Here is a 24,556-nt window from a genome sequence, read left to right on the forward strand (position 1 = left end):
AGCCGCCGGAAGCGGGTCGTGGCGAGCATCGCCGCTGGCCAGCGGCGCTGTCCACAGGTTTTGCGGGGCGGGGACGGCGGTGCGGCCGCGGTCGTCGGGCCGGTGGCTTCAGGTGAACTGAGCCGCGGGTCGGCGACCCGGGCGAGGCGACGTGCGCCGCTCGTCTGCGAAATCGTCGCCTAACTGGAGTTACGGGTGTAACGTCGCGCCCTACGGCTTAGGCCGTGGGCGGCGTCGACGGACCGGCTTCGCTAAGTTTCGTTCCTTCGGAGTGGCGTGAATCACGATCGATTTGGCATAATCGCGACTCGGCGGCGCGTAACTCGGCCAGCGGCTCGGGAAGCGCGGCGCCGGCGTTTGCGTGTGGCGTGTGTACGACCAAGGGGGTCCCGGAGATGTTCGTGAAAACTGAGCCGGCCGTGCTGATGGCAGCGGCCGCCAACCTCGAGGCGATAGGAACCTCGATGAACGCGGGTAACGCCGCCGCCGCAGCGCCGACCACCGGGGTGATTCCCGCCGCCGCGGACGAGGTTTCCGCGCTGACGGCGGCGCAGTTCTCCGCGCACGCGCAGATGTACCAGGCCATGGCCGCTCAGGCCGCCGCGATCCACGAACAGTTCGTCAACACGTTGCGGACCAACGCGGCCGCCTACACCAACGCCGAGGCTGCCAACGCAGTCAGCGCTCAGTGATGCGGGGGCTGTGATGCTGGGGTTCGGATTCCCGTTTTTCCCTCCGGAGGTCAACTCCTTTCTGATCTCCGCCGGTCCGGGCTCGGGCCCGATGCTGGATGCCGCGGTGTCCTGGGAGAACCTCGCAGCTGAGTTGGAGACAACCGCCCAGACCATCCAATCGATGACCGCAGGCTTGGCAACCGACTGGATCGGGCCGTCAGCGCTGGCGATGGAAAGCGCGGTCACCCCCTACGTGGCATGGCTGCACGAGTCGTCGATCGAGGCGGCTGACGCCGGTGCGCGAGCCGGCGCGGTAGCGGCAGCGTTCGAACAGGCCCGCACGACGTCGATTCCACTGGCGTTGGTGTTGGCCAACCGGATTCGGCTGCTGACGCTGGTGTCGACCAACCTGCTGGGCCAGAACACCGGCCTGATCGCCGCCTGCGAAGCCGAGTACCAGATGTACTGGGCAGACGACGTGATGGCGATGCTGCAGTACCAATCCGCCTCGACGGCCGCTCGGCCGGCCACCGAGCGACAGCGGCCCCCGCCGGCTGTTTCGCGGATGAGCGGCGCGGAAGAGAGTGTCGTCGCTACGCGAAGCTTCGCCCCGGAATCTCTGCAGAATTTCGCGCTGCCGAGTATCCCTGGGCTCGACGGCCTCGGTAACATCGGGACGTCGGTCCCGATTCTCGGGGATATGCTTGGCCTGGCCTTGAATCCCGGCGATATTCTCACGACGCCGGGGATGGGCACAGCATCCGAACTGTTCAATATCCCTGCCCGGATGATGACCGCGCCGGTCAGCATGCTCACCAGCCTGACCCGCGGCGGCAGCGCCGGCACCGGGCTGGGCACCGACATGATCGGTGGTGGCACCAGTTCGCTGCTGGACGCGATCAACGAGATGGTCAGCGGCAAACTGCAGGGCCTGACCTCCGGGCTGAGCAACCAGCTGTCGTCGTGGGGCTCGCAGATCGGCCAACAGGTCAGCGCGCAACTGGCCAACGCCTCCCGCATCGGCGGCCTGTCGGTGCCCGAAGGGGCGATCCAGACCATCACCCGCGCGCTGCCGGTGGCGCCGGCCACGACGATCGTCTCGCCGGCCACCGTCCAGGCCGGCATGCCCGGCGGCCCCTTCGCCCAGGCGATGATGGGCGCACTGGCCGGACGCGGCTTCGGCGGCCTGGGCTCGATGGCCAAGGCCGGCGCGAAAGCCGCCGTGTCAGCCAAGGGCGGCTGACCAGGCGGCCCCGTAACTCGCTAGGCGAGCAACAGAACTCAGACACACAACGTTCAAGGGAGACAAACCATGGCAGCTCGTTTTATGACCGATCCGCAGCTGATGCGGGATATGGCCGGCCGGTTCGAGGTGCACGCGCAGACGGTGGAGGATGAGGCGCGGCGGATGTTCGCGTCGTCGCAGAACATCTCCGGTGCCGGCTGGAGCGGTATCGCGGAGCGGACGTCGTTGGACACGATGGGGCAGATGCAGGCCGCATTCCGCAACATCGTGAACATGTTGCACGGGGTGCGCGACGGGTTGATCCGCGACGCGAACGTCTATGAGCAGCAAGAGGCTGCGGCGCAGTCGAGCCTGAGCAGCTGACTACCAGCAGGGTTTTGAGAGGACGAGAACGATGACGATCAATTACCAGTTCGGGGATGTCAACGCCCACGGGGCGATGATCAAGGCCCAGGCCGCGGCGCTGGAGGCCGAGCACCAGGCGATCATTCGGGATGTGTTGATGGCCGGGGACTTTTGGGGCGGTGCCGGTTCGGCGGCGTGCCAGGAGTTCATCGCGCAGCTGGGCCGTAACTTCCAGGTGATCTACCAGCAGGCCGCCAGCCACGGCATGAAGGTGCAGAACGCCGGCAACAACATGGCGTCCACCGACAGCGCGGTCGGCTCCAGCTGGCTGTAGAACCTGCCGCAGCACGAAGCCCCCGCGCACCAGAAGCGGGGGCTTCGTCGTATCGAGGCCGGATCGGGGCCGCTCAGCCCAGGTCGCGTGCGGCGAACGTGTCGCACTTGTCCGGCTCGCCGGTTTGGTAGCCGATGGTGAACCAGTGCTGGCGCTGCTCGGAAGACCCGTGCGTCCAGGCGTCCGGGTTGATCCGACCGGTCATCGACTCCTGGATGCGGTCGTCACCGACCGACGCCGCCGCCGACAGCGCATCGGCGATGTCCTGATCGCTCAGCGGCTGCAGGAACGGCTCGCCGGTGCTCTCATCCTTGGTGATCGCCGCGTAGTGCGCCCACACCCCGGCGTAGCAGTCGGCCTGCAACTCGGTGCGCACCCCGGCGCCGGTCGCGCCCTTGGCGCCGGTCTGCGCCCGCCCCAGCGTCCCGAGCAGGTTCTGCACATGGTGGCCGTACTCGTGGGCCACCACGTACTCCTGAGCCAACGCGCCGCTGCTGGAACCGAACTGGTCCACCAGCACCTGGAAGAAGTCGGTGTCGAAGTAGGCGGTGTGGTCCGCCGGGCAGTAGAACGGGCCGACTTCGCTGGTCGCCATCCCGCAGCCGGTGTTCACCTGGCCGGTGAACAGCCGCATGTTCGGCCGGGTGTAGCCGGGCAGCAGCTGCGCCCAGGTCGCATCCACCGAGTTGCCGGTCGCCACCACCCGGCACTGCACGTACTTGTTGGCGTCCGCGCCGGTCTTGCACTTGTCCAGGTCGAAACCCGGGGACACTTCGCTGGGCGCACCCGCCTCCGGGGACATCACCTCGCCGGGGTCCACCCCGAGAAACATCGCCACGACCACCACGAGCAGCCCGGCCAGCCCGCCGCCCATGGCCATGCCCCGACCCCGCCCCCCGCTGGACCGGGTGGTGCTGGTGTCGATGTTCACGCCCTCGTTGAAGGTCATCGCAGGCTCCGTCGTTCAAGTCGATCGCTCGGTGGCGCCGCGCCATCGGCACGGCCCGAACTCAGCTTCGCACACGTGCGCGCGGCCGCGTCGGGGTTGGCGGCGTTCGAACCGCGGCGGTCAACCCCGACGGTCAACCCCGGCGAAACGCCGGTCGGTGTAGCGGCGCAACCGGGCCAAAAACCACTTCAGCATCACCGTCATCACCGGCCGGGCCAGCGGCATCGCCAGCCGGGCCGGTCCCAGCGGTTTGATCGCCATCGTCCAGGTCAGCCGGCAGCCCTGCGCGGTCGGCTCCACGCGGTAGCTCTCGGCGAACGCCCCCAGCGCCCGGGTGGTGGACTCGTTGAACCGGAACGCCAGATACGTATACGGCTCCCAGGCGATGAACTCCTCGTAGCCCACGATCCCGCCGCGCATCGTGACGGTGCGGGTGGTGCCCACCCCGTAGGGCTGCGGGCTGGTCCAGGTGACGTCGGTGATCACCGACGCCCACCGCGGCCACGACTCGGCGTCGGCGAGCACCTCGAACAACTGCTCCGGGGTGATCGCCAACTCGACGCTGTTGGAAAAGCGGTACGGCGCGGCGTCGATGAATCCGACGTCGACGCGCTGGCAGGGATGCTTCTTGTCGTTCAGGCCCATCAGGCAACCTCCGGTCCGGTGACCCACAGCCCATCACACGCCGCCCCGGCGCGGCACACCGCCCGGCGGCCTTAGACTGGTCAATCGTTTCCCGCCCCGCCCCCGAGGAGTAGCTGTGCTGCGCAGTCACGACGCCGGTTCCCTGCGATCCGCCCACGCCGGGCAGCAGGTCACCCTGGCCGGCTGGGTGGCGCGCCGCCGCGACCACGGCGGGGTCATCTTCATCGACCTGCGAGACGCCTCGGGGGTGGCGCAGGTGGTCTTCCGCGACGCGGCGGTGCTCGACGAGGCCCACCGGCTGCGCGCCGAATTCTGCATCGCGGTGACCGGGACCGTCGAAACCCGCCCGGAGGGCAACGCCAACCCGGAGATCCCCACCGGCGACATCGAGGTCAACGCCACCGCGCTCGACGTGCTCGCCGAATCCGCGCCGCTGCCGTTCCAGCTCGACGAGGCGCCGGGGGAGGAGGCCCGGCTGCGGCACCGCTACCTGGACCTGCGCCGCGACGGCCCCGGCGCCGCCCTGCGGCTGCGGTCGCGGGTCAACGCGGCCGCCCGCGCCGTGCTGGCCGACCGCGACTTCGTCGAGATCGAGACCCCGACCCTGACCCGCTCGACCCCGGAGGGCGCGCGCGACTTCCTGGTGCCCGCCCGGCTGCGCCCCGGCACCTTCTACGCGCTGCCGCAGAGCCCGCAGCTGTTCAAACAGCTGCTGATGGTCGCCGGCATGGAGCGCTACTACCAGATCGCGCGCTGCTACCGCGACGAAGACTTCCGCGCCGACCGCCAGCCCGAGTTCACCCAGCTCGACCTGGAGATGAGCTTCGTCGACGCCGAGGACGTCATCGCCGTCGCCGAGGAGATCCTGGCCGCCCTGTGGGCGCTGATCGACTACCGGCTGCCCACCCCGCTGCCGCGGATCAGCTACGCCGAGGCCATGCGCCGGTTCGGCACCGACAAACCCGACCTGCGGTTCGAGCTGGAACTGGTCGAATGCACGCAGTACTTCGCCGACACCCCGTTCCGGGTGTTCCAGGCGCCCTACGTCGGCGCGGTGGTCATGCCCGGCGGCGCCTCCCAACCGCGGCGCACCCTCGACGGCTGGCAGGAATGGGCCAAACAGCGCGGCGCCAAAGGCCTGGCCTACGTCCTGGTCGGGCCGGACGGGGAACTCGGCGGCCCGGTCGCCAAGAACCTCTCCGAGGCCGAGCGGGCCGGGCTGGCCGGCCACGTCGGCGCGGCGCCGGGGGACTGCGTGTTCTTCGCTGCCGGCCCGGTCAAGGCGTCGCGGGCCCTGCTGGGCGCCGCCCGGGTGGAGATCGCCCACCGGCTCGACCTCATCGACGCCGACGCCTGGGCGTTCACCTGGGTGGTGGACCCGCCGCTGTTCGAGCCGGCCGACGAGGCCACCGCCGCCGGGGACGTGGCCGTCGGCTCGGGGGCCTGGACCGCGGTGCACCACGCCTTCACCGCACCCAAGGCCGGCGCGGCGGCGGCGCTGACCGCCGACCCCGGCGCCGTCATCGCCGACGCCTACGACATCGTCTGCAACGGCAACGAGATCGGCGGCGGCTCGCTGCGCATCCACCGCCGCGACATCCAGGAGCAGGTGTTCGCGGTGATGGGCATCGACGCCGAGCAGGCCCAGGAGAAGTTCGGGTTCCTGCTCGACGCGTTCACCTACGGCGCGCCGCCGCACGGCGGGATCGCGTTCGGGTGGGACCGGATCACCGCGCTGCTGGCCGGGGTGGACTCGATCCGCGAGGTCATCGCGTTCCCGAAGTCCGGGGGTGGTGTCGACCCGCTCACCGACGCGCCGGCCCCGATCACCGCCCAACAACGCAAGGAATCCGGGATCGACGCCGCCCCGCAGGTCTGACCGGCTCGCTCCGCCCGGCCCGGCCGGCGGCCAACGGGCTCAGCCCCGCCGGCTCAGATACTCCCGGGCCACCACCCGCGGGACCTGCACCAGCCAGGCGTCGGTGATGACCTCCGCGAGCTCGGCCACCCCGATCGCGGGCAGCCGGATCAGCACCACCGGGTAGCCGTCGAAATGCGGGGTGGTGAAGAAGACGGCGGGCCGCTCGGCGATCAGCGCCGCCTTGGTCGTCTCGTCGCGCACCCGGGCGGCCAGGATGTCGCCGCCCTCGGGGTCGTCGCCGCCCGCTTCCGGGTAGTGCTGGCGGTCGGAGTAGCGCGGTGGGCGCTCCCACACCACCAGCTTCTTCCCGACCCGCCAGTCGCGCCCGGCATGCCGCTCGGTCAGCGGCAGCGCGTCCACCAGCCGGGCGACATCCCGCCACGTGGCCACCCCCCGATTCTGCCCCGAAACCGCCGATCGGCCGGGCGATTACCGGTTATGCGCCGCTGATCGTGCAGGCCGAGTCGACCAGCGCCGAGGTGAACGCGGCGGCATTGGCCAGGTGCTGGTCCGCCGGGGTGTAGGTCATCATCGCCGCGACGAAGGCCCGCTGGTACTGGGCGATCAGGATCGCGAAGTCCTGCAGGGTCGCGTTGCCGCTGTTGCGGCCGAGCTGCTCGATGTTGTTGGCGTGGGTGCTCATCACCTGTGCCGCAGCCACATTGACCGCCTTCTGCTGGGGATTCCACAGGATCGCGGCGAGGTTGGGATCCATCTGCTGCCAGTCGGTGGTCTTGGCCATGTAGTCGCGCAACGCGGTGTGCCAGTCGCGGCACACCGGGTTGGCGCCGGCCAGGAACGGCACCGGGTTGGTCGGGTCGGCCGGGGTGGCGGTCAGCTCCGGCGGGCCCTGGATCGGGGCCAGCGGGCCGCGGGAGGCGGCCGAGCCGTCGTCGATGGCGCGGCAGATCGCCCCGAGCGCCGACGCGGCGCTGTTGGCGGCCTCGGCCAGGTTGTTGTCCGCCGGGGTGTACTGCGGCACCTTCTCCGCGTAGGCCCGCCCGTAGGCGATGAACTGTTCGTAGAGTTCGCGCATCACCCGGTGCGGGGTCAGCTTGGCCAGCCCGACCGCCTGCGCGGCGGCGCTGCGCAACACCGCGGCGGCGCCCATGTGCATCTGCTGCAACTCCGGGGTCCACTCCGCGGCGGGAATCGACCGGTCGCGGTCGTTCCACTTGCCCTCCCCGGCCGAACTGAGGGTGTCGTTGATCGTCGTCCACGACGTACAGGTGGGGTCGGCGATGATGACACCGACCGGGCCGGTGTCGTCGGCGCTGGCGATCTCGGCGGTGCGGCCCGGCTCGGCCTCGTCGCGCCCCGGCGTGCCGGCGCCGCCGCCCCCGAAGACCACCAGCGCCATCGCGGCGACCGCGACCACCGCCAGGAACACCACCAGTCCCAGCGCCAGTTTCAGGCTGTTGTCCCGTTTGGGTGCGTGCCGCTTGTCGTCGGCTTCGTCGTCGAAATCGTCGTCGTCGGCTTCGTCGTCGTCATCGTCTTCGTCGAAGTCGTAGTCATCGAACACAATCGTGCAGCCTAGAGCGTGTGTCGCTGCCCGGTGCGCGATTGGCTGCGCCCATAGGGTCGTGTCTCGTGACTGATCGCTACGGCCGGGACGTTCTGGCCCGCAACCCGCACACCGCCACCAAACCCCGTTCGGAACCGCGGCCGGTCGAGCTGGGCCTGGTCGTCGAGGACGCGCAGACCGGCTACGTGGGGGCGGTGGTGCGGATCGAGTACGGCCGGATGGTCCTCGAAGACCGGCACGGACGTACCAAATCGTTTCCGGTCGGGCCCGGCTACCTCATCGACGGGCAGCCGGTGATCCTCACCGCGCCGCGCCGGGGTGCGCCGACCCGGCCGGCCCGCACCGCCTCCGGGTCGGTGGCCGTGCCCGGCGCCCGGGCGAAGGTCGCGCTGGCCAGCCGGATCTACGTGGAGGGCCGCCACGACGCCGAACTCGTCGAGCAGGTCTGGGGCGACGACCTGCGGGTGGAAGGGGTCGTCGTCGAACCGCTCGGCGGGGTCGACGACCTGGTCGACATCGTCGCCGAGTTCCAGCCCGGACCGCACCGCAGACTCGGGGTGCTCGTCGACCACCTGGTCGCCGGCTCCAAAGAGCAGCGCCTGGCCGACGCGGTCCGGCGCGGCCCCGGCGGCGCGCACACCCTGGTGGTCGGCCACCCGTTCGTCGACATCTGGCAGGCGGTCAAACCCGCCCGCCTCGGCATGGCCGCCTGGCCGACCATCCCGCGCGACGTCGAATGGAAGCACGGGGTGTGCGCGGCGCTGGGCTGGCCGCACGCCACCCAGGCCGACATCGCCGCCGCCTGGCAGCGCATCCGCGGCCGGGTGCGCGACTGGACCGACCTGGAACCCGACCTGATCGGCCGGGTGGAAGAGCTGATCGACTTCGTCACGGCCGTACGCCGGTAGATTGGCCTGACCGAGGAGGAACCTGTGACCACGCCCCATCACGACCCGTTCAGCGAACAGTCCGGCGCCGCGTACCCGCCGCCGTCCGGCTATCCGCCGCCGAACTACCCACCGCAGTACAGCCCGGCCAACTACGGGGCGCCGTTCGGCGTCGACGCCCACGGCGCCGCGTACTCGGAGAAGAGCAAGATCGCCGCCGGACTGCTGCAGATCTTCCTCGGTTCCTTCGGCGTCGGCCGGTTCTACCTCGGCCACATCGGGATGGGCATCGCCCAACTGCTCGTCACCACCCTGACCTTCGGGGTCCTCGGCTGGATCTGGGGCGTGGTCGACGGGATCCTGATCCTGACCGGCAGGGTGCACGACGCCCAGGGCCGCCCGCTGCGCCCCTGACCCGTCCCCGCCGCGTGGTAAGCCTGAGACCGTGACCGACGGCCTGTTCGACGAGCCCGGCCCCGAACAGCCGAGCGGCCCGCCGACGCCGGCCGCCGGCGCGCCGCTGGCGGTGCGGATGCGCCCGGCCACCCTCGACGAGGTGGTCGGCCAGGACCATCTGCTGGGGCCGGGGTCGCCGCTGCGGCGGCTGGTCGACGGCTCCGGGGCGGCCTCGGTCATCCTCTACGGGCCGCCCGGCACCGGCAAGACCACCCTGGCGTCGCTGATCTCCGGGGCCACCGGGCGCCGCTTCGAGGCGCTGTCCGCGCTGTCGGCGGGGGTCAAGGACGTCCGCGCGGTCATCGACACCGCCCGGCGCGCGGCCATCCACGGCGAACAGACCGTGCTGTTCATCGACGAGGTGCACCGCTTCTCCAAAACCCAGCAGGACGCGCTGCTCTCGGCGGTGGAGAACCGGGTGGTGCTGCTGGTGGCCGCCACCACCGAGAACCCGTCCTTCGCGGTGGTCGCGCCGCTGCTGTCGCGCTCGCTGATCCTGCAGCTGCGCCCGCTGGGCGCCGACGACGTCCGCGCCGTGCTGCGCCGCGCCATCGACGACCCGCGCGGGCTGGACGGGCGGATCCCGGTCACCGACGACGCCCTGGAGCTGCTGGTCCGCCTCGCCGCCGGCGACGCGCGCCGCGCCCTGACCGCACTCGAGGTGGCCGCCGAGACGGGGGAGCGGGTCGACCTGACCGCCGTCGAGCAGGCCCTCGACGAGGCCGCGATCCGCTACGACCGGGACGGGGACCAGCACTACGACGTCATCAGCGCGTTCATCAAATCGGTGCGCGGCTCCGACGTCGACGCCGCCCTGCACTACCTGGCCCGGATGCTGGTCGCCGGGGAGGATCCCCGCTTCATCGCCCGGCGGCTGATGATCCTGGCCAGCGAGGACATCGGCATGGCCGACCCCACCGCGCTGCCGCTCGCGGTCGCCGCCGCCCAGACCGTGCAGCTGATCGGCATGCCCGAAGCCCAGCTCACCCTCGCCCACGCCACCGTCCACCTGGCCACCGCCGCCAAATCCAACGCCGTCACCGTCGCCCTGGGCGCCGCCATGGCCGACATCAAGGCCGGCAAAGCCGGGATGGTGCCGGCACACCTGCGGGACGGCCACTACTCGGGCGCCGCCGGGCTGGGCAACGCGCAGGGCTACCGCTACGCCCACGACGACCCCGACGGCGTGGTCGCCCAGCAATACCCGCCCGACGAACTGGTCGACACCGACTACTACCGGCCCACCGGCCGCGGCGCCGAACGCGACATCGGCGCCCGGGTGGGCCGGCTGCGGGCCATCATCCGCCGCCGGCGCGGTTAACCGACCAGCTCCGGCACCCGCAGATGCGCCACCGCGAGCTCGAACTCACCGACATCGACCTGGGTCGCGCCCAGCATCCGCAGCAGATCGGCGCGCAACGTCGACGCCTCATCACGGGTGCGGTCGAGGGCATCGCGGTCCTCGAACGACGAACACGACACCGCCAGCCCCGACCGCCGATCCACCAGCAGGCTCGCGCTGCAGAACCCGTCGAGCCCGTCCATCGCGGGCAGCGCCGCCGCCCGGTAGTTGCCCACCCAGCGGTCCAACTGGTCGGGGTCGGCTTTGGCCCAGGTGCAGCGCGCGACCGCCCCGCCGCGGGTCAACCGCCCCCGGTGCAGCACCTTGATCTCCCATTCGGCGACCCGTGCGGGACCGCCGAACACCTCGGCGGCGCTGTCCCGGATCGGCGCCACCCACTTGGCGCTGGCGTGCATCAGCTCACGGTCCAGCCAGGAACTGGTGACGATGCACCGCCCGGAGCGCCGATCGGCCAACACCGACAACCCGACGTAACCGTCGATGCCCTGCATGAGCGGCATCAGCCGGTCGCGGACATGGGCGATGCCGTCATCGATCAACGCGGGATGAGCGAAAACAGTGGTCGAGCGCGCAAACATGGCCCACTTCCTTGCCAGGTCGAGGCGACGCTCCGGCGGCGCCGCCGGTCTGCCTCCACCTTCCTCCGCCCGGACCGCGGATTCAACCGTCGATAGGCTGGAGCGATGAACACCGACGTGCTGGAAGTCGACACCGCCGACCGGCGCATCGTGGATCTCAGTGACGCCGTGCGCGCCTTCTGCGCCGGGCACACCGACGGGCTGTGCAATGTGTTCGTGCCGCACGCCACCGCCGGGGTGGCCATCATCGAGACCGGGTCCGGCTCGGACGCCGACCTCGTCGACGCCCTCGAGCGGCTGCTGCCGCGCGACGACCGCTACCGCCACGCCCACGGCTCGCCCGGCCACGGCGCCGACCATCTGCTGCCCGCGCTGGTCGCCCCGTCGGTGACCGTGCCGGTGCGCGGCGGGGAGCCGCTGCTGGGGATCTGGCAGAGCGTCGTGCTGGTCGACCTCAACCGCGACAACCCGCGCCGCTCGGTGCGATTGAGCTTCCTGGGCGGCTGACCGCCGGCCCGGCTCGTCGGTGGGGGACCGCCGCACGGGCCGGTACTGTGGTGCGGTCGAACCCACGCATACAAGGACGGCGGAAACGTGCAGACACACGAGATCAGGAAGCGGTTCCTCGATCACTTCGTGAAGGCCGGCCACACCGAGGTGCCCAGCGCCTCGGTGATCCTCGACGACCCCAACCTGCTGTTCGTCAACGCCGGCATGGTGCAGTTCGTGCCCTACTTCCTGGGCCAGCGCACCCCGCCGTACGCCACCGCCACCAGCATCCAGAAATGCATCCGCACCCCCGACATCGACGAGGTCGGGATCACCACCCGGCACAACACCTTCTTCCAGATGGCCGGGAACTTCTCGTTCGGCGACTACTTCAAACGCCGCGCCATCGAATTGGCCTGGACGCTGCTGACCGGCAGCCTCGACGACGGCGGCTACGGCCTGGACCCGCAGCGCCTGTGGGTCACCGTCTACCTCGACGACGACGAGGCGATCGCGCTGTGGCAGGAGGTCGCCGGGCTGCCCGCCGAGCGCATCCAGCGGCGCGGCATGGCCGACAACTACTGGTCGATGGGCATCCCCGGGCCGTGCGGACCGTCCTCGGAGATCTACTACGACCGCGGCCCCGACTTCGGCGCCGAGGGCGGCCCGGTGGTCGACGAGGACCGCTACATGGAGATCTGGAACCTCGTCTTCATGCAGAACGAGCGCGGCGAGGGCACCGGCAAGGAGGCCTACCCGATCCTCGGGCCGCTGCCGCGGAAGAACATCGACACCGGGATGGGGGTCGAGCGGGTCGCGCTGGTGCTGCAGGGGGTGCACAACGTCTACGAGACCGACCTGCTGCGCCCGGTGCTGGACACCGTGGCCGCGTCGGCCGCCCGGCCCTACGACGTCGGCAACCACGCCGACGACGTCCGCTACCGCATCATCGCCGACCACTGCCGCACCGCGGCGATCCTGATCGGCGACGGGGTCAGCCCCGGCAACGACGGCCGCGGCTACGTGCTGCGCCGGCTGCTGCGCCGGGTGATCCGCTCGGCGAAACTGCTGGGCATCGAGCTCCCGATCGTCGGGGACCTGATGGCCACCGTCCGCGACGCGATGGGCCCGTCCTACCCGGAACTGGTCACCGACTTCGACCGGATCGCGCGGATCGCGGTGGCCGAGGAGACCGCGTTCAACCGCACCCTGGCCGCCGGCTCGAAGCTGTTCGACGAGGCGGCGCAGGCCACCCGGGCGGCGGGCACCACCGTACTGTCCGGCGCCGACGCCTTCGCCCTGCACGACACCTACGGCTTCCCGATCGAACTCACCCTGGAGATGGCCGCCGAGGCGGGCCTGGAGGTCGACGAGACCCGGTTCCGGTCGCTGATGGCCGAACAGCGGGACCGGGCCAAAGCCGACGCCGCCGCCCGCAAACACGCCCACGCCGACCTGAGCGCCTACCGCGAGCTGATCGACGCCGGGCCCACCGAGTTCACCGGGTTCGACGAATTGAGCTCGCAGGCCCGGATTCTGGGCGTCTTCGTCGACGGTGTCCGGGTCCCGGTGGTCGCCCACGACACCACCGTCGACGCCGGGCGGGTGGAACTGGTGCTGGACCGCACCCCGCTTTACGCCGAATCCGGCGGCCAGATCGCCGACGTCGGCACCATCACCGGCAGCGGCGGCACCGCCCGCGCCGCGGTCACCGACGTGCAGAAGATCGCGCACACCCTGTTCACCCACCGCGTCACCGTGGAGTCCGGCGAATTCGTGGAGGGCGACACCGTGACCGCGGCGGTGGACCCGGGCTGGCGCAAGGGCGCCACCCAGGGACACTCCGGCACCCACCTGGTGCACGCCGCGCTGCGCGAGGTGCTGGGCCCGGGCGCCGTGCAGGCCGGCTCGCTGAACCGGCCCGGCTACCTGCGGTTCGACTTCAACTGGCAGGGCCCGCTCAGCGAGGACCAGCGGCGCCGGGTCGAGGAGGTCACCAACGAGGCGGTGCAGGCCGACTTCGCGGTGCACACCTTCGACGAGGACCTGGAGAAGGCCAAGGCGATGGGCGCGATGGCGATGTTCGGGGAGCGCTACCCCGAGCGGGTCCGGGTGGTCGAGATCGGCGGCCCGTTCTCGCTGGAGCTGTGCGGCGGCACCCACGTGCGCAACTCCGCCCAGATCGGCCCGGTCACCCTGCTGGGGGAGTCCTCGGTCGGCTCCGGGGTGCGGCGGGTGGAGGCCTACGTCGGGCTGGAGTCCTTCCGGCACCTCGCCAAGGAGCGCGCCCTGATGGCCGGGCTGGCCGCCACCCTCAAGGTGCCGTCGGAGGATGTGCCCGCCCGGGTCGCCACCCTGGTCGACCGGCTCAAGGCCGCGGAGAAGGAACTGGAGCGGGCCCGGCTCGCCGGGGCGCGCGCGGCGGCCGCCGATGCGGCCGCCAGCGCCGAGCGGATCGGTAAGGTGCGTCTCGTGGCGCACCGGCTGGCTGACCAGATGAGCGGCGCCGACCTGCGCTCGCTGGTCGGTGACATCCGCGGCAAGCTGGGCGCCGACCCGGCGGTGGTCGCCCTGATCGCCGAGGCCGGCGACGGCGCGGTGCCCTACGTGGTCGCGGTGAACGACGCCGCCCGCGATCTCGGGCTGCGCGCCGCCGAGCTGATCAAGCCGCTGTCGGCGGCGGTGGCCGGCCGCGGCGGCGGCAAAGACGACCAGGCGCAGGGCTCCGGCAAGGACCCGTCCGGCATCGCGGCCGCGCTGGCCGCGGTGCGCGACGAGATCGCCCGGAGCTGACCGATGGCCACAGCAGAACATCGCCTCCCCGACCGGCCCGGTGCTGACGATCCCGGCCGCGGGCGGCGCCTGGGCGTCGACGTCGGTACGGTGCGGATCGGGGTGGCCGTCAGCGACCCGGACGCCATCCTGGCCACCCCGGTGGAGACGGTGCGCCGCGACCGCTCCGACGGGCACCTGCGGCGCCTCGCCGCGCTGGCCGCCGACCACGGCGTGGTCGAGGTGATCGTGGGGCTGCCGCGCACCCTCGCCGACCGCACCGGACCGTCGGCGCGCGACGCCATCGCGGTGGCCGACGCGCTCGCCGACCGGGTGGCGGTGCCGGTCCGGCTGGCCGACGAACGACTGACCACGGTCGGGGCGCAACGGTCCCTGCGGCAGGCCGGGATGCGGGCCAAACGGCAGCGCGCGGTGATCGACCAGGCCGCCGCGGTGGCGATTCTGCAGAACTGGCTCGACGAACGCCGCGTCGTGCAGGGCCGGCCCGGAGGTGTCGAGGGTGCCTGACGATTGGGGCCAGCGGCGCGCCAAACCCGTCGCGGTGGGGCCCGCCCGCCACCGGCTGCCACGCTCGCAGCGGATACGGCAGGAACGCGCGCGGCAGCGCCGGCGCATCACCGGCACGCTGGTCACCGGGCTGCTGATCGTGGTGGTCGCGGCGACGGTGGTGCTCGGCGCCAAACTGTGGCACGCCGTGACCGGCGACCGCGGGGACTTCCGCGGCGACGGCGAACACGACGTGGTGATCCAGATCCACGAGGGCGACACCACCACCGCCGTCGGCCAGACCCTGTTCGACACCGGCGTGGTCGCCACCGTGCGCGCCTTCGTCGACGCCGCCCACGGCAACACCAAGATCTCCGCCATCCAGCCCGGCTTCTACCGGATGCGCACCGTGATCCCGGCCGCCGCCGCCGTCGAGCGCCTCACCGACCCGCAGAACCGGGTCGGCCGGCTGGTCATCCCCGAGGGCCGCCAGCTCGACGACACCATCGACATGAAGACCGACGAGGTCACCCCCGGCATCTTCACGCTCATCTCCCAGGCCAGCTGCGTCGAACTCGACGGCGTCGACCACTGCGTCAAGGTCGAGGACCTGCGCGCCGCCGCGGGCACCGCCACCCCGGCGATGCTGTCGGTGCCGCAATGGGCGGCGCTGCCGGTCACCCAGATGGGCCGCGACCACCGCCGCATCGAGGGCCTGATCACCCCGGGCACCTGGAACATCGACCCGTCCGGCTCGGCCACCACGATCCTGTCCCGGCTGATCGGCGCCAGCGCCACCGCCTACACCGCCGCCGGGCTGCCCCGGTCGGCCGAACCGCTGGAGATGTCGCCCTACGACGTGCTGGCGGTGGCCTCGCTGGTGCAGCGGGAGACCAAACCCGAAGACTTCCCCAAGGTGGCCCGGGTCATCTACAACCGGCTGCACCAGCACCGCAAGCTGGAATTCGACTCGACGGTGAACTACCGGCTGGACCGCCTCGAGGTGGCCACCACCGACGCCGACCGCGCCGAAGCCACCCCGTGGAACACCTACATGACCGAGGGGCTACCGGCCACCCCGATCTGCTCACCCGGCGAGGACGCGCTGCGGGCCGCCGAGCACCCCGCCGACGGGCCCTGGCTGTACTTCGTCACCGTCGACCTGCAGGGCACCACCCTGTTCTCCGCCGACTACGAGCAGCATCTGGCCAACATCGAGACCGCCAAACGCAACGGTGTCCTCGACAGTGTCCGCTGAGCACCGCGCCCGCAAAGCCGCCGTCCTCGGCTCACCCATCGACCACTCCCGCTCACCGCTGCTGCACCTGGCCGCCTACCGCGCCCTGGGGCTCACCGACTGGACCTACCAGCGCATCGAGTGCGACGCCGCCGCCCTGCCCGCGCTGGTCGCCGGGCTCGGCCCGGAGTGGGTCGGGCTGTCGGTGACCATGCCGGGCAAGTTCGCCGCCCTGGCCGTCGCCGACGAGCGCACCGACCGCGCCGCGCTGATCGGGTCGGCCAACACCCTGGTCCGCACCCCGGACGGCTGGCTGGCCGACAACACCGACGTCGACGGGGTGACCGGCGCGCTGGGCGCGGTGGCCGGACCCGCCGTGGTCGTCGGCTCGGGCGGCACCGCGCCGGCGGCGGTGGTCGCGCTGGCCACGCTCGGCGCCGACGGCATCACCGTGGTGGCCCGCGACCGGCAGAAGGCCGCCCGGCTGGTGGAGTTGGGCCGGCGCCTCGGGACCGCCACCGACTACCGCGCCCTCGACGACCCGGGACTGCCCGCCGTCGTCGCCGCGGCCGCCGCCCTGGTCAGCACCATCCCCGCCGCCGCGGCCGCCGAGCACACCGCCGCGCTGGCCGGCACCCCGGTGCTGCTCGACGCGATCTACCAGCCGTGGCCCACGCCGCTGGCCGCCGCGGTCAGCGCCGCGGGCGGTCAAGCGATCAACGGCCTGCAGATGCTGCTGCACCAGGCGTTCACACAGGTGGAGCTGTTCACCGGCCGGCCGGCCCCCCGCGAAGCGATGACTTGCGCGCTGGCCGAGCACGGCTAACCTGCACCCCGTGGCGCTACGGGCGGGGCTGGGCCTGGCCGTGCTGGCCTGGCTGATCACGCTGAGCTGGCACGATCTGCGCGACCGCCGGCTACCCGACACGTTGACCCTGCCCGGGGCCGGCGCGCTGCTGGCCGGGGCGCTGCTGGCCGGCCGCGGGCTGCCCGCACTGGCCGGGGCGGCGGGCCTGGCCGGGCTCTACCTGCTGGTGCACCTGGCCAACCCGGCCGGCCTGGGCGGCGGTGACATCAAGCTGGCGCTGGGGGTCGGGGCGTTGACCGGGACGTTCGGGCCGGCGGTGTGGGCGCTGGCCGCGCTGGGCGCGCCGCTGCTGACCGCGGGCTGGGCGCTGATCGCGCTGCGCGGCGGGGCCCGCGGCGTTCCGCACGCACCGGCGATGGCGCTGACCGGTGTCGCGGCCGTCACCCTGGCCCTGCTGTGAGCGTCCGCGGTTTTCCCCGCGCGCGGCGCGCATGGGAAGATGGGACGCGTGTTGCGATGGACTACCGCCGGTGAATCCCACGGCCGCGCCCTGATCGCCGTGGTCGAGGGCATGGTCGCCGGCGTCGCGGTCACCGCCGACGACATCGCCGCCCAGCTGGCCCGCCGCCGGCTCGGCTACGGGCGCGGCGCCCGGATGAAGTTCGAGCAGGACCAGGTCAGCGTGCTCGCCGGGGTCCGGCACGGCCACACCCTGGGCGGGCCGGTCGCGATGGAGATCGGCAACACCGAATGGCCCAAATGGCAGGCCGTGATGTCCCCGGACCCGGTCGACCCGGCCCAGCTGGAGGTCGCCCGCAACGCCCCGCTGACCCGGCCGCGGCCCGGCCACGCCGACTACGCCGGCATGCTCAAGTACGGCTTCGACGACGCCCGGCCGGTGCTCGAGCGGGCCAGCGCCCGCGAGACCGCCGCCCGCGTCGCCGCCGGCACGATCGCGCGGGCCTTCCTGCGCCAGGCGCTCGGGGTGGAGGTGCTCTCCCACGTGATCGCGATCGGCGCGTCGGAGCCCTACGCCGGCCCGCCGCCGCAGGCCGACGACCTGGCGGCCATCGACGCCAGCCCGGTCCGGGCCTTCGACAAGGCGGCCGAGGAGGCCATGATCGCCGAGATCGAGGCCGCCAAGGCCGACGGCGACACCCTCGGCGGGGTGGTCGAGGTGGTCGCCACCGGGCTGCCGGTCGGCCTCGGCTCGTTCACCAGCGGCGACAACCGGCTGGACAGCCAGCTCGCCGGCGCGGTGATGGGCATCCAGGCGATCAAGGGCGTGGAGATCGGCGACGGCTTCACCACCGCCCGCCGGCGCGGCAGCGCCGCCCACGACGAGATGCACCCCGGCCCCGACGGGGTGCTGCGCTCCACCAACCGGGCCGGTGGCCTGGAGGGCGGCATGAGCAACGGCCAGCCGGTGCGGGTGCGCGCCGCGATGAAACCGATCTCCACCGTGCCGCGGGCCCTGGCCACCGTCGACATGGCCACCGGCGACGAGGCCGTCGCCATCCACCAGCGCTCCGACGTGTGCGCGGTGCCGGCCGCCGGGGTGGTCGCCGAGACGATGGTGGCGCTGGTCCTGGCGCGGGCGGCGCTGGAGAAGTTCGGCGGGGACTCGCTGACCGAGACCCGCCGCAACATCGACGCCTACCGGCGTGCCGTCGCCGAGCAGGAGCCGTCCGCGCACCGGGCGTCGGGGTAGCCGGCCATGGCACCGCGGGCCGTACTGGTGGGCCTGCCCGGGTCGGGCAAGTCCACGATCGGGCGGCGGCTGGCCAAGGCCCTCGACGTCGCCATGCTCGACACCGATGTCGCGATCGAGCAGCAGACCGGCCGCAGCATCGCCGACATCTTCGCCACCGACGGTGAACAGGAGTTCCGCCGCATCGAAGAACAGGTCGTGCGCGGCGCGCTCGCCGACCACGACGGGGTGCTGTCGCTGGGCGGTGGTGCGATCACCACCGCCGGGGTGCGCGACGCCCTGGCCGGTCACACCGTGGTCTACCTGGACATCTCCCTGGCCGAAGGGGTCCGGCGCACCGGCGGCAACACCGTGCGCCCGCTGCTGGCCGGCCCGAACCGCACCGAGAAGTACCGCGCCCTGATGGCCGAACGCGCCCCGCTCTACCGCAAGGTCGCGACCATGCGGATCAACACCAACCGGCGCAACCCCGGCGCGGTGGTGCGCCAGATCGTGGCGCGGCTGCAGAACCCGAAGCCCGCCCCCGATGCCAAGCCCACGCCGGCCACCGCCGCGGCGCTGGCCGCCCGACGAAGCGAGGTCCGCAAATGAGTCTCCCCGACCCGGTCACCGTGCAGGTCCGGACCGACCCGCCCTACCCGGTGGTGATCGGAACCGGTCTGCTCGGGGACCTCGCCGACCTGCTCAAAGGTCGGCACCGGGTGGCGATCCTCTACCAGCCGACCCTGGCGGCCACCGCCGAAGCCATCCGAAGCCACTTGGCCGACACCGGGATCGACGCGCACCGGGTCGAGATCGCCGACGCCGAGGACGGCAAGGAACTGCCGGTCCTCGGGTTTATCTGGGATGTGCTGGGCCGAATCGGGTTGGGCCGCAAGGACGCGCTGGTGAGCCTCGGCGGGGGAGCCGCCACCGACGTGGCCGGCTTCGCGGCGGCGACCTGGCTGCGCGGCGTCTCGATCGTGCATGTGCCCACCACGTTGCTGGCGATGGTCGACGCCGCGGTCGGCGGCAAGACCGGGATCAACACCGAGGCGGGCAAGAACCTCGTCGGCGCGTTCCACCAGCCCGACGCCGTCGTGGTCGACCTGGCCACGCTGGAGACCCTGCCGCCGCGGGAGATCGTGACCGGGATGGCCGAGGTGGTCAAGGCCGGGTTCATCGCCGACCCGGTGATCCTCGACCTGATCGAAGCCGACCCGGAGGCCGCCGTCGACCCCGCCAAACCGGTGCTGGGCGAACTGATCCGGCGCGCGATCGCGGTCAAAGCCGAGGTGGTCGCCGCCGACGAGCGGGAATCGGAGCTGCGCGAGATCCTCAACTACGGCCACACGCTGGCGCACGCCATCGAGGCGCTGGAGAACTACCGCTGGCGCCACGGCGACGCCGTCGCCGTCGGTCTGGTCTTCGCCGCCGAGCTGGCCCGGCTGGCCGGCCGGCTCGACGACGCGACCGCCGACCGGCACCGCAGCGTCATCCGCGCCCTCGGCCTGCCGGACACCTACCGCGCCAACGCATTACCGCAACTGATGGAGTACATGGCCGGGGACAAGAAGAACCGGGCCGGGGTGATGCGCTTCGTGGTGCTCGACGGGCTCGCGAAACCGGGCCGGCTGGAGGGCCCGGACCCGACACTGCTGGCCGCCGCCTACGCGGAGGTGGCGCGGCCGTGGTGAGAGTGCAGATCCTCAACGGCCCCAACCTGGGTCGGCTCGGTCGCCGGGAGCCGGACGTCTACGGCGCGCTCAGCCACGACGACCTCGCCGCGATGGTGCGCCGCGAAGCCCAGACCCTCGGCCTCGAGGCGGTGGTCCGCCAGACCGACAGCGAAGCCGAACTGCTGACCTGGATCCATCACGCCGCCGACGCCGGCGAAGCGGTGATCCTCAACGCCGGCGGGCTCACCCACACCTCGGTGGCGCTGCGCGATGCCTGCGCCGAGCTGACCGCCCCGCTGATCGAGGTGCACATCTCGAACGTGTTCGCGCGCGAGGAGTTTCGCCACCACTCCTATCTGAGCCCGGTGGCCACCGGCGTCATCGTCGGCCTGGGCGTGCAGGGCTACCTGCTGGCGCTGCGCTATCTGGCCGGAGCCGAAGGCTAACTAGGACCGCTCGTCGCGGTCGATCTCGGTGGTCTGCTCCTCCGCGGCGGGGGAGGGCGCCGGGAGTTCGGTGGTCGGCTCCGCCGACCCGTCGGCGTCGAGGCGGGTCGTCTGCTCGGTGTCGACCGGCTGGGTCTCCTCCATCGTGTAGGCGGTCGGGGCCGGCACCGTCGGCTCGGCCGCGGACTTCGTGCGCCGCTGCCACCAGCGTTTCTTGGGCTCGGTCTTCTCGAAGTCCGGCAGCGTCGCGATCGCGGTGGTCGGCTCCTCGCCGAGCTCCGCGGTCTCCCCGAGGTCGGCGGTCTCCTCCCCGGCCTGCGACCAGGAGGGCTCCGGCTCGCCGCCCCCGACCGCGGCGAACACGTCGGTGTCGGCGCGATCGTCGTCCTCGCCCGGGCGCGACCGCCGCAGCTCGGGGTGCTTCTCGTACTCGCGGTCCACCTGCCAGCGCCCCAGCGAGACCGCGGCCACCGCGGGCACCCAGGTCAGCAGGGCGGTGAACGAGGCGAACGTGGTCAGCTCGTTGATCAGCGACCCGGTGTAGATGCCCTTGTCGACCAGGGCGAACAGCCAGGCCAGGGCGCCGCCGAGCACCCCGGCCACCAGCCCGGCCAACAGCCAGGTCATCGCCAGGTCGGCGCGGCGATCCGGGTCGGCGGTGGCCTTGGCGTCCTCGCGGCCGTCGAAGTAGGCCCACACGGCGACCCCGGCGACGAACACGGCCAGCAGCAGCACACTGATCAGGGTCGCGTGCATCTCGAAGGTGTTGATCAGCACGCCCTGGATCAGCCGGATCACGAGCATTCCCGCCGCGAACACCAGCCCGCGCAGCAGCCAGTTGTTGGTCATGAGGCCACAGCGTAACGAGTACGGTTCGCAGGCGTGACACATTCCCACCGTCGAGCCGCCCTGCGTGACCGGATCGGCGCCGCCGACATCGCGGCGCTGCTGGTCACCGACCTGATCAACGTGCGCTACCTGTGCGGGTTCACCGGATCCAACGCCGCGCTGCTGCTCTTCGCCGACGAGCGGCCCGCGGTGCTGGCCACCGACGGCCGCTACCGCACCCAGGCCGCGGCGCAGGCACCGGATGTCGAGCTGGCCATCGAACGCGCGGTCGGCCGGCACCTGGCCGGGCGCGCCGCCGATGCCGGGGTGGGCCGGCTGGGCTTCGAAAGCCACGTCGTCACCGTCGACGGGCTCGACGCGCTGCGCGCCGGGCTGGGGGAGGACGCGGAGCTGGTCCGGGTGCCCCGCCTGGTGGAGCCGCTGCGCGAGGTCAAGGACCCCGACGAGGTGGCGCTGCTGCGCCGGGCCTGCGCGGCGGCCGACGCGGCGCTGCGCGACCTGGTCGAGGGCGGCGGTCTGCGCGCCGGCCGCACCGAACGCCAGGTCGCCCGCGAGCTGGAGGCGCTGATGGTCGACCACGGCGCCGACGGTCCGTCGTTCGAGACGATCGTGGCCGCCGGCGCCAACTCGGCGATCCCGCACCACCGGCCCACCGGCGCGGTGCTGGCCGCCGGGGACTTCGTCAAGATCGACTTCGGGGCGCTGGTGGCCGGCTACCACTCCGACATGACCCGAACGTTCGTGCTGGCGCCGGTCGCCGACTGGCAGCGCGACCTCTACGAGCTGGTCGCCACCGCCCAACGGGCCGGCCGCGCCGCGCTGGCCGCCGGGGTCGCGCTGGCCGACGTCGACGCCGCGGCCCGCGCCGTCATCGCCGACGCGGGCCACGGGGAGCGGTTCCCGCACGGGCTGGGCCACGGGGTGGGGCTGCAGATCCACGAAGCGCCCGGGATCAACGGCAGCGCCGCCGGTACACTGCTTGCTGGCTCCGCGGTAACGGTGGAGCCCGGCGTCTATCTGCCCGACCGCGGCGGTGTCCGCATCGAGGACACGCTGATCGTGGGGGAATCCGGGCAGACCCCGGAAGTGCTGACCCGGTTCCCGAAGGAACTGGCCGTCGTTTAGGAGACAGAGAAGACCGTGGCATCGACCGCCGACTTCAAGAACGGACTGGTGTTGGTCATCGACGGCCAACTGTGGCAGATCGTCGAGTTCCAGCACGTCAAACCCGGCAAGGGGCCGGCGTTCGTGCGCACCAAGCTCAAGAACGTGGTCTCCGGCAAGACCGTGGACAAGACCTACAACGCCGGTGTGAAGGTGGAGACCGCCACCGTCGACCGCCGCGACGCCACCTACCTGTACCGCGACGGCGCCGACTTCGTGTTCATGGACAGCGCCGACTACGAGCAGCACCCGCTGCCGGCCGGCATGGTCGGCACCGCCGCGGATTTCCTGCTGGAGAGCATGCCGGTGCAGATCGCCTTCCACGACGGCGTCCCGCTGTACCTGGAACTGCCGGTCAGCGTCGAGTTGGAGATCACCCACACCGACCCGGGCCTGCAGGGCGACCGGTCCAACGCGGGCACCAAACCGGCCACCGTGGAGACCGGCGCGCAGATCAACGTGCCGCTGTTCCTCAACACCGGCGACAAGATCAAGGTCGACACCCGGGACGGCAGCTACCTGGGCCGGGTCAGCGGGTGATCCCGCCCGATGCCTGACGGCAAACCGGTGCGGGGCCGCCATCAGGCCCGTAAACGCGCCGTGGACCTGCTCTTCGAGGCCGAGGCGCGCGGGGTGAGCCCCGCCGCCGCCGCCGACGCCCGCAGCGAACTGGCCGCCGCGAACCCCGACGTGAGCCCGCCGCACCCCTACACGGTGACGGTGGCGCACGGGGTCACCGAGCACGGCGCGCACATCGACGACCTGATCAGCTCGCACCTGCAGGGCTGGCTGCTGGAACGACTGCCCGCGGTGGACCGCGCCATCCTGCGGGTGGCGGTGTGGGAACTGCTGCACGCCGACGACGTACCCGAGCCGGTGGCCGTCGACGAGGCCGTCGAGCTGGCCAAGAAACTGTCCACCGACGACTCGCCGGGCTTCGTCAACGGGGTGCTCGGCCAGGTGATGCTGGTGACCCCGCAGATCCGCGCCGCCGCCGAGGCGGTACGCCGGACCGACCCGGCAGGCGGGCCGGACACCGCCGCGCCCCCGAACCCGGCGCCCTAGCCGTGATCGCCGCCGGCCCCGCGGGCGAGGTGCCGCTGGTGCGCACCGCCCTGGGCCCGGTGCAGGTGGCGATCCACGGCGACCCGCGCGCCGAGCCGGTGCTGTTCTTCCCCGGCGGGCACAGCACCGCACTCACCCCCGCCTGCCGCGATCTGTATGTCGACCTGGGCTACCGGGTGATCAGCTTCTCCCGCCCGGGCTACGGACGCACCGCCGTCGGCGCGCTGACCGCCGCCCGGTTCGTTCCCGCGGTCACCGAAACCTGGGCGGCCCTGGGGCTGCCCGACCCGGTGGCCGCGGTGGGGCTGAGCTTCGGCGGGCTGCAGGCCGTTCACCTCGCCACCGCCGCGCCCCGGCTGGCGCCGCGGCTGATCCTGCACAGTGCCGCGCCGTCGACCCTGGGCTTCCCCGACACCGCGGCGGAGCGGCTGGCCGCGCCGGTGGCGTTCGGGCCCCGCACCCAACGGTTGACCTGGGCGGCGGTGCGCCGGCTGGTCTCCACCGACCGGGGCCTGCGGATGATGATGCGCCCACTGTCGACGCTGCCGGTCCGCCGCTGGTGGGCCGGTTGGTCGGCAGCCGACCGGGCCGCCGCGCGCGCCGTGTTCGCCCACATGGCGTCGGGTTCGGGTTTCCTGCTCGACGTGGCGCAGGGAACACCGGCCGGGGCGGCCGAGCGCGAACGGCTGCTGCGGTCGGTGGGCTGCCCGACGCTGGTGACCGCCTCGCGGTATGACGGCGGCGTCGCGCTGCGGCACGCCGAGGACTTCCGGCGCACCATCGCGCACGCCCGGCTGGTGTCCACCGACGCGGTCAGCCACTTCTTCTGGCTGGGCGATTCGCGCGGCACCGTGGCGGCCGCGGTCGCCGACTTCCTCACCGGGTAGCGGGCGCGGTCACCCGCGCGGTGCGCGAGGAACGCCC

Annotated in this window: 27 protein-coding genes and 1 pseudogene; 22 read left to right on the forward strand and 6 right to left on the reverse strand. The window is 72.3% G+C overall.

Going from position 1 to position 24,556, the window contains the following annotated elements:
• The first annotated feature begins 395 nt into the window (after positions 1–395).
• The 4 genes from A5643_RS14105 (at position 396) to A5643_RS14120 (ending at position 2,599) form a co-directional block, all read left to right on the forward strand.
• On the forward strand, positions 396–692 hold the full coding sequence (locus A5643_RS14105; RefSeq protein ID WP_066856697.1) for a PE family protein: 297 nt from the start codon (positions 396–398) through the stop codon (positions 690–692).
• A gap of 13 nt (positions 693–705) precedes the next feature.
• The gene (locus A5643_RS14110) at positions 706–1,917 is read left to right on the forward strand and encodes a PPE family protein (RefSeq protein ID WP_066856700.1); all 1,212 of its coding nucleotides are present in this window, start codon (positions 706–708) and stop codon (positions 1,915–1,917) included.
• A 69-nt stretch (positions 1,918–1,986) separates the two neighbouring features.
• Positions 1,987–2,283 (forward strand): WXG100 family type VII secretion target, encoded by a 297-nt coding sequence (locus A5643_RS14115; RefSeq protein WP_066852983.1) that lies wholly within the window; start codon positions 1,987–1,989, stop codon positions 2,281–2,283.
• Positions 2,284–2,314: 31 nt separating this feature from the next.
• Positions 2,315–2,599, forward strand: a complete 285-nt coding sequence (locus A5643_RS14120; protein ID WP_066856703.1) for a WXG100 family type VII secretion target — start codon at positions 2,315–2,317, stop codon at positions 2,597–2,599.
• 73 nt (positions 2,600–2,672) lie between these two features.
• Here A5643_RS14120 and ypfJ read toward each other — a convergent pair whose 3' ends face one another.
• Complete coding sequence (ypfJ, locus tag A5643_RS14125) at positions 2,673–3,548, reverse strand: KPN_02809 family neutral zinc metallopeptidase (RefSeq protein WP_066856706.1); 876 nt, start codon at positions 3,546–3,548, stop codon at positions 2,673–2,675.
• A gap of 120 nt (positions 3,549–3,668) precedes the next feature.
• Positions 3,669–4,193 carry an SRPBCC family protein gene (locus tag A5643_RS14130; RefSeq protein WP_066856708.1) on the reverse strand — a complete coding sequence of 175 codons (525 nt, stop codon included), beginning with the start codon at positions 4,191–4,193 and terminating at the stop codon, positions 3,669–3,671.
• A gap of 115 nt (positions 4,194–4,308) precedes the next feature.
• Here A5643_RS14130 and aspS point away from each other — a divergent pair, with 115 nt between their 5' ends.
• Positions 4,309–6,072, forward strand: coding sequence for an aspartate--tRNA ligase (aspS, locus tag A5643_RS14135; RefSeq protein ID WP_066856711.1), 1,764 nt, complete (start codon positions 4,309–4,311; stop codon positions 6,070–6,072).
• A gap of 39 nt (positions 6,073–6,111) precedes the next feature.
• On the opposite strand, the gene A5643_RS14140 is transcribed toward aspS, so the two are convergent.
• Positions 6,112–6,504 (reverse strand): MmcQ/YjbR family DNA-binding protein, encoded by a 393-nt coding sequence (locus A5643_RS14140; RefSeq protein ID WP_066856714.1) that lies wholly within the window; start codon positions 6,502–6,504, stop codon positions 6,112–6,114.
• A 46-nt stretch (positions 6,505–6,550) separates the two neighbouring features.
• Positions 6,551–7,639 (reverse strand): ESX-1 system-associated protein, encoded by a 1,089-nt coding sequence (locus A5643_RS14145; RefSeq protein WP_082948962.1) that lies wholly within the window; start codon positions 7,637–7,639, stop codon positions 6,551–6,553.
• Between the two features lie 68 nt (positions 7,640–7,707).
• Between A5643_RS14145 and A5643_RS14150 the strand changes: the two genes are divergently transcribed.
• From A5643_RS14150 to A5643_RS14160, 3 genes are read left to right on the forward strand one after another with little or no spacing between them, the layout of a single operon-like run.
• A complete protein-coding gene (locus A5643_RS14150) occupies positions 7,708–8,550 on the forward strand; it encodes a DUF3097 domain-containing protein (RefSeq protein ID WP_066856717.1) in 843 nt (280 codons plus the stop codon).
• A gap of 24 nt (positions 8,551–8,574) precedes the next feature.
• On the forward strand, positions 8,575–8,943 hold the full coding sequence (locus A5643_RS14155) for a TM2 domain-containing protein (protein ID WP_066856720.1): 369 nt from the start codon (positions 8,575–8,577) through the stop codon (positions 8,941–8,943).
• Between the two features lie 31 nt (positions 8,944–8,974).
• A complete protein-coding gene (locus A5643_RS14160; protein ID WP_066856723.1) occupies positions 8,975–10,306 on the forward strand; it encodes a replication-associated recombination protein A in 1,332 nt (443 codons plus the stop codon).
• On the opposite strand, the gene A5643_RS14165 is transcribed toward A5643_RS14160, so the two are convergent.
• Entirely contained in the window at positions 10,303–10,926 is a 624-nt protein-coding gene (locus tag A5643_RS14165) for a hypothetical protein (RefSeq protein ID WP_066856726.1), read from the reverse strand. The two genes, A5643_RS14160 and A5643_RS14165, sit on opposite strands and share 4 nt — an antisense overlap.
• A 117-nt stretch (positions 10,927–11,043) precedes the next feature.
• Here A5643_RS14165 and A5643_RS14170 point away from each other — a divergent pair, with 117 nt between their 5' ends.
• The 10 genes from A5643_RS14170 (at position 11,044) to aroQ (ending at position 20,554) form a co-directional block, all read left to right on the forward strand.
• Positions 11,044–11,433, forward strand: coding sequence for a secondary thiamine-phosphate synthase enzyme YjbQ (locus A5643_RS14170; protein ID WP_197497739.1), 390 nt, complete (start codon positions 11,044–11,046; stop codon positions 11,431–11,433).
• An 87-nt stretch (positions 11,434–11,520) separates the two neighbouring features.
• Entirely contained in the window at positions 11,521–14,208 is a 2,688-nt protein-coding gene (alaS, locus tag A5643_RS14175; RefSeq protein WP_066856731.1) for an alanine--tRNA ligase, read from the forward strand.
• Positions 14,209–14,211: 3 nt separating this feature from the next.
• Positions 14,212–14,715 (forward strand): Holliday junction resolvase RuvX, encoded by a 504-nt coding sequence (gene ruvX, locus A5643_RS14180; RefSeq protein ID WP_066856734.1) that lies wholly within the window; start codon positions 14,212–14,214, stop codon positions 14,713–14,715.
• Positions 14,708–15,952, forward strand: a complete 1,245-nt coding sequence (locus A5643_RS14185) for an endolytic transglycosylase MltG (RefSeq protein WP_066856737.1) — start codon at positions 14,708–14,710, stop codon at positions 15,950–15,952. Before ruvX ends, A5643_RS14185 begins: the two co-directional genes overlap by 8 nt.
• Positions 15,942–16,757 carry a shikimate dehydrogenase gene (locus tag A5643_RS14190; RefSeq protein ID WP_231995569.1) on the forward strand — a complete coding sequence of 272 codons (816 nt, stop codon included), beginning with the start codon at positions 15,942–15,944 and terminating at the stop codon, positions 16,755–16,757. Before A5643_RS14185 ends, A5643_RS14190 begins: the two co-directional genes overlap by 11 nt.
• Before the next feature lie 10 nt (positions 16,758–16,767).
• A complete protein-coding gene (locus A5643_RS14195) occupies positions 16,768–17,199 on the forward strand; it encodes a prepilin peptidase (RefSeq protein WP_066856743.1) in 432 nt (143 codons plus the stop codon).
• Between the two features lie 48 nt (positions 17,200–17,247).
• Positions 17,248–18,450: a chorismate synthase gene (aroC, locus tag A5643_RS14200; RefSeq protein WP_156628817.1), complete on the forward strand. Its 1,203-nt coding sequence runs from the start codon at positions 17,248–17,250 to the stop codon at positions 18,448–18,450.
• A 6-nt stretch (positions 18,451–18,456) separates the two neighbouring features.
• Complete coding sequence (locus A5643_RS14205; protein WP_066856749.1) at positions 18,457–19,041, forward strand: shikimate kinase; 585 nt, start codon at positions 18,457–18,459, stop codon at positions 19,039–19,041.
• Positions 19,038–20,126, forward strand: coding sequence for a 3-dehydroquinate synthase (gene aroB / locus A5643_RS14210; RefSeq protein ID WP_066856752.1), 1,089 nt, complete (start codon positions 19,038–19,040; stop codon positions 20,124–20,126). The genes A5643_RS14205 and aroB overlap by 4 nt, the downstream gene beginning before the upstream one ends.
• The gene (aroQ, locus tag A5643_RS14215) at positions 20,120–20,554 is read left to right on the forward strand and encodes a type II 3-dehydroquinate dehydratase (protein ID WP_502686241.1); all 435 of its coding nucleotides are present in this window, start codon (positions 20,120–20,122) and stop codon (positions 20,552–20,554) included. The genes aroB and aroQ overlap by 7 nt, the downstream gene beginning before the upstream one ends.
• Positions 20,555–20,773: 219 nt before the next feature.
• Here the strand turns inward: aroQ and A5643_RS14220 are convergent.
• Positions 20,774–21,403: pseudogene (locus A5643_RS14220) on the reverse strand (B-4DMT family transporter); the annotation flags it as partial.
• 33 nt (positions 21,404–21,436) lie between these two features.
• Between A5643_RS14220 and A5643_RS14225 the strand changes: the two are divergent.
• The 4 genes from A5643_RS14225 to A5643_RS14240 are packed head-to-tail and all read left to right on the forward strand — an operon-like array spanning position 21,437 to position 24,519.
• Positions 21,437–22,528 carry a M24 family metallopeptidase gene (locus A5643_RS14225; RefSeq protein ID WP_066856758.1) on the forward strand — a complete coding sequence of 364 codons (1,092 nt, stop codon included), beginning with the start codon at positions 21,437–21,439 and terminating at the stop codon, positions 22,526–22,528.
• Positions 22,529–22,543: 15 nt separating this feature from the next.
• A complete protein-coding gene (gene efp, locus A5643_RS14230) occupies positions 22,544–23,107 on the forward strand; it encodes an elongation factor P (RefSeq protein WP_066856761.1) in 564 nt (187 codons plus the stop codon).
• A gap of 9 nt (positions 23,108–23,116) precedes the next feature.
• Complete coding sequence (gene nusB, locus A5643_RS14235; RefSeq protein ID WP_066856763.1) at positions 23,117–23,632, forward strand: transcription antitermination factor NusB; 516 nt, start codon at positions 23,117–23,119, stop codon at positions 23,630–23,632.
• A gap of 2 nt (positions 23,633–23,634) precedes the next feature.
• A complete protein-coding gene (locus A5643_RS14240; RefSeq protein ID WP_066856766.1) occupies positions 23,635–24,519 on the forward strand; it encodes an alpha/beta fold hydrolase in 885 nt (294 codons plus the stop codon).
• Positions 24,520–24,556 lie beyond the last annotated feature (37 nt).

The sequence above is a fragment of the Mycobacterium sp. 1274756.6 genome (genome assembly GCF_001668625.1).
In the GTDB taxonomy this organism is placed as follows: Bacteria; Actinomycetota; Actinomycetes; order Mycobacteriales; family Mycobacteriaceae; genus Mycobacterium.

Excerpts from the sequence above, each read along its gene's own strand:
- A5643_RS14165 (WP_066856726.1), bottom strand. The coding sequence starts at position 10,926 with ATGTTTGCGCGCTCGACCACTGTTTTCGCTCATCCCGCGTTGATCGAT.
- A5643_RS14205 (WP_066856749.1), top strand. The coding sequence starts at position 18,457 with ATGGCACCGCGGGCCGTACTGGTGGGCCTGCCCGGGTCGGGCAAGTCC.
- A5643_RS14105 (WP_066856697.1), top strand. The coding sequence starts at position 396 with ATGTTCGTGAAAACTGAGCCGGCCGTGCTGATGGCAGCGGCCGCCAAC.
- A5643_RS14115 (WP_066852983.1), top strand. The coding sequence starts at position 1,987 with ATGGCAGCTCGTTTTATGACCGATCCGCAGCTGATGCGGGATATGGCC.
- aroB (WP_066856752.1), top strand. The coding sequence starts at position 19,038 with ATGAGTCTCCCCGACCCGGTCACCGTGCAGGTCCGGACCGACCCGCCC.
- nusB (WP_066856763.1), top strand. The coding sequence starts at position 23,117 with ATGCCTGACGGCAAACCGGTGCGGGGCCGCCATCAGGCCCGTAAACGC.
- ypfJ (WP_066856706.1), bottom strand. The coding sequence starts at position 3,548 with ATGACCTTCAACGAGGGCGTGAACATCGACACCAGCACCACCCGGTCC.
- A5643_RS14130 (WP_066856708.1), bottom strand. The coding sequence starts at position 4,193 with ATGGGCCTGAACGACAAGAAGCATCCCTGCCAGCGCGTCGACGTCGGA.
- ruvX (WP_066856734.1), top strand. The coding sequence starts at position 14,212 with ATGGCCACAGCAGAACATCGCCTCCCCGACCGGCCCGGTGCTGACGAT.
- A5643_RS14120 (WP_066856703.1), top strand. The coding sequence starts at position 2,315 with ATGACGATCAATTACCAGTTCGGGGATGTCAACGCCCACGGGGCGATG.
- A5643_RS14110 (WP_066856700.1), top strand. The coding sequence starts at position 706 with ATGCTGGGGTTCGGATTCCCGTTTTTCCCTCCGGAGGTCAACTCCTTT.